The organism is Bifidobacterium sp. POST2/T3 (B1), from assembly GCF_058197115.1.
Map to the genome: position 1 here is coordinate 1 of NZ_JBVPQK010000239.1, position 3960 is coordinate 3960.

At 64.4% G+C, this 3960-nt stretch carries 2 protein-coding genes; both read left to right on the top strand.

From position 1 onward, the window contains the following. Positions 1–21 precede the first annotated feature (21 nt). Positions 22–2406, top strand: coding sequence for a S9 family peptidase (locus tag AC0AP0_RS09740; RefSeq protein ID WP_490430318.1), 2385 nt, complete (start codon positions 22–24; stop codon positions 2404–2406). Between the two features lie 57 nt (positions 2407–2463). Next, positions 2464–3771, top strand: coding sequence for a chloride channel protein (locus AC0AP0_RS09745; protein ID WP_490430317.1), 1308 nt, complete (start codon positions 2464–2466; stop codon positions 3769–3771). Positions 3772–3960: the final 189 nt, after the last annotated feature.

Genomic DNA, 3960 nt, shown 5'->3' on the forward strand with positions numbered 1-3960 from the left:
GCCGAAGAGGTGGATCGGGCGATGGAGGCATATCCGCGGGCCAAGGCCCGGACCCTGCGGTTTACGTTGGGTGCGCCGCGGTCGGCCCTGGCGGTGGGGGACGGTTCACGCGCCGTCTTCCTGCGCTCCGACGGGCCTGAGGACCTGGTGACCGGGCTTTGGCTGTCCGTCTTTGACCAGGAAGGCCGACACCATGAGGTGCTCTTGGCTGATCCCAGGGCTCTGCTGGAGGATGCGGACCAGGAACAGGTGCCAGCCGCCGAGCTGGCCCGCAGGGAGCGCTCGCGAGAAGGCGGCGAGGGCATTGTCGATTACAGCGTGGATGCTGCCGGGGATCGGGTGGTCTTTGCCCTGGGCGGTCGGCTCTGGCTTTCGCTGATAGCCCCTGATGGTCTCACCGCCTCCACACGGGCTCTGAGCTTGGAAGACAGTGATTCGGCTGTGCTTAATCCCGCCATCAGCCCGGACGGCACCATGGTGGCCTATACGACTGGCGACCGTCTAATGGTGGTCACCATCGGGCAGGGTGCCGAGCAGGACCATGAACGGGCTGTCCTGGCCCTGCGCCCCGGCACTGATGATCGGATGCAGCTGGGGCTGGCCGAGTTCGTGGCCGGCGAGGAGATGGATCGCTACCAGGGGTTCTGGTGGTCGCCGGATTCCCGGGCTCTGCTGGTCGAGCACACTGATTCCTCCGATGAGCCGATCTGGTACATCAGCGATCCGGCCAATCCCCAGGTCGGGCCGCGCGCCAGGCGGTATCCCCAGGCTCTGACCGCCAACGCACGCGTTGGGCTGAGCCTGGTCCTCCTGGGCCAGGATGACGCCGACCCCTGGGTGGGCGAGGTGGACTGGGACCATCAGGCCTTCGAGTACATGGCCGTGGTCCGCTGGCAGGAGGGGCATCGGCCCCTGCTGCTGGTTCAGAACCGCCGACAGACCGAGGACAGGATCCTGGATGTGCAGGTGCCGGATGCCCGTCAGGATTTGGAGCCGGGGCGGAATATGACCCTGCTTGATCCCGAGGCGGCACCCAAGGTGTCCACCATGGTGCTGCAGGAGCATAGCAACGATCAGTGGCTCGACTTGGTGCCCGGGCTGCCGGCCTACCGGCCCCAGGGCGGGCTGGTGGATGCCTTTATCGACACAGAAGCCGACACCACGCGGCTGCGCCTTGACGGAAAGGTCTTCTCCCCAGCGGGTTGCCAGATTCGGCAGGTGCTGTCTGTGGAGGACCACGATGTGCTGGCGGTGGTCTCCACTGATCCCCGCAGTTTCGATTTGATGCGCCTGAGCTATGACGGCTCCATCCATGTGCTCAACCGCCTGCCTGGAGTGTGGTCTGCCTCACGAGCCGGCCATGGCATCGTGGTCAGCGGCCGGACCATGGCTTCGGCGCAGGGACAGGTGCGGCACTGCTATCTGGGGGCTGATGGGGATCTGGACCGCCTGGGTGCTGAAGGGCTGGGCCTGGTGGGCGAAGCTCGCCCTGACAGCAGCGCTAGGCAGACTGGCGAACCTGTACGGCCGGAGCATCAGGATCGTCCTGATCGCCGGGCCGTGGATACAGGTCATATCAATAGCCAGGGAGCTATGAGCGCTGTCCTGGCCGACACCAGCAGCGATCCCGGGTTCACCCCCAACGTGGACTTCGTACGCATGGGGCAGCACGAGCTGTTCGCAGCCATCGTCAGGCCCTCTGAATCCAGCCCCTACGCCAGCGCCGACAGCCTGCCCGTCCTGCTCAAGCCCTACGGCGGGCCAGGTGCCCAGCAGGTGGTCTTTAACCAGTCCTACTACTGGGAGTCCCAGTGGTGGGCCGATCAGGGCTTCCTGGTACTGACCGCCGACGGCCGAGGCACGCCTGGTCGTGGTCCTGCCTGGGATCGGGCCATCTTTGAGGACATGGCCCAGGTGACTCTGGATGACCAGCTTGAGGCTTTGGAGGCCCTGCCGGACTTCGCTCCCGAGGCCGACCTGGGGCATGTGGCCATGATCGGCTGGTCCTATGGCGGCTTCCTGTCGGCCCTATCGGTTCTGCGGGCTCCCGACCGGATCCATGCGGCCTGTGCGGGTGCCCCGCCCACGGACTGGACTCTTTACGACACCCATTACACCGAGCGCTATCTAGGTCTGGACCCGGCCGTCTACCGCCGCAACGGGATCATTGATGACGCCCCCTCGCTGCGTCGCCCGCTGATGCTGATCCACGGGTTCGCGGACGACAATGTCTCCGTGGCCAACACCCTGAGGCTCTCCGGCGCTCTGATGGCGGCTGGACGCCCCCATACGGTTCTGCCGTTGACCGGCATCACCCACATGACCAACGACGAGACTGTGGCCGAGAACCTGCTCATTTTGCAGCGGGACTTCCTGCGGGACGCCCTCAAGAACAAGACGGACTGACAGAAAGGCCGCTTGGGTTAACGCTCTGCTGGCGGTTGCTTCCGCTAGATTGGGATTGTGCATATCCAGCGAAAGCCTGACCAGGCTCTAGGACCCAACCGCGGATTCCAGCTTCCCCGCAGCTGGGGCCTGACGGTCTCAGTGCTCTGCCTGGGGCTGCTGGTCGGACTTTCTTCGGGCCTGCTGGCAAGGTTCTTCGAGCTGACACAGGTCGGCCTGTTGGGTTTCGCTGAGACTCCAGGCGCTCCCACGGCTGAAGCAGTACCGCCGATCAGAAGGCTGGCCTCGGTGACTCTTGCCGGTCTTGTGGCCGGTCTGGTCTGGGCCTGGCTGCGGACGAGGACCAGACTGGTCCCCTCGGTCGGCCAAGCTGTCAAGGGCGCGCCCATGCCCCCGGGGCGGACCGTGGTCCATGTGCTCACCCAGATTTTCTTTGTGGCTTCTGGTGGCTCCATAGGTAGGGAGGTGGCCCCTCGCGAGGCCGGGGCTCTTCTGGGCGGTCTCTGGACCAAGATGGGACGGCGGCTGGGGCTACGTGATCAAGACGGTCCACTGCTGGTCGCCTCGGCTGCTGGTGCGGGATTCGCCGGCATTTACATTGCGCCTCTGACTGGTGCCTTCTTCGGCATCGAGGTGCTGCTGCGGCGGGTTGATGCCGAAGTGGTGACGGTCAATCTGGCCATGTCGGCCCTGGCTACTCTGGTCGGGGGATCCATCAAGGGGTTTGCTCCTTACTATAAGGTCGGCTCCGAACCCTTCCGGCCCTGGCTTATGGCAGTAGTTTTGCTGATCGGACCGGTCATGGGGCTGCTGGGGGCTGGATTCCGGCGGATGACCTCCTGGGCAGAGGCCCATAGAACCACTGGCCCTGCCGCCATCTGGCAGCTGACGGGGATATCCCTGTTGACCGGTCTGGTCGCCTTGGTCGTCCCTCAGGTGATGGGCAATGGCCGGGCTCTGGCCCAGATGGGCATGGATCAGCGTTTGCCTGCCGGATTTTCTGGGCTCCAGCTGGCTCAGTCACTTGCCCTCTTGGTCCTCTTCGCTCTGGCCAAGGCTCTGCTGACTACAGCCACCATCCGTGCCGGGGCCTTTGGGGGCACCCTGACGCCATCCATAGCCTTAGGATCAGCCATGGGCGCTGTTTTGGGCCTATTGCTGGTTTGCCTAGTGCCTGGCCTGCCGGTCTGGCAGTGTGCCGTCCTTGGTGCCGCCTCTCTGCTGGCCGCCTCCCAGCAGGCTCCGCTCATGGCTATGGCCATGCTCATGGAGGTCTGCCACCTGCCGGTCATGGCCTTTATGCCCATGGGCTTGGCTGTGGCCCTGTCGATGGCGGTCTCGCGTCTGTTCGTGGCAAAGTCATGAACTATCGTCGAGAGCCTTTGTCGTCCTGACAGTCCGGCCTTGCGTGATGCCCAAAGATTCCGTCCTTACTCATATACGATGAAACCACTGTTGGTCGTATGCCTGTTCTACCGCCTCCAGGCTTGCATGGGCATTCACGATCAGCTGACCGGTCTGGGCCAGTAAGGAAGGGTGGCTATACTCGGGCCG

Coding starts and splice junctions, on each gene's coding strand:
- AC0AP0_RS09740 (WP_490430318.1), top strand. CDS start 22: ATGGAGGCATATCCGCGGGCCAAGGCCCGGACCCTGCGGTTTACGTTG.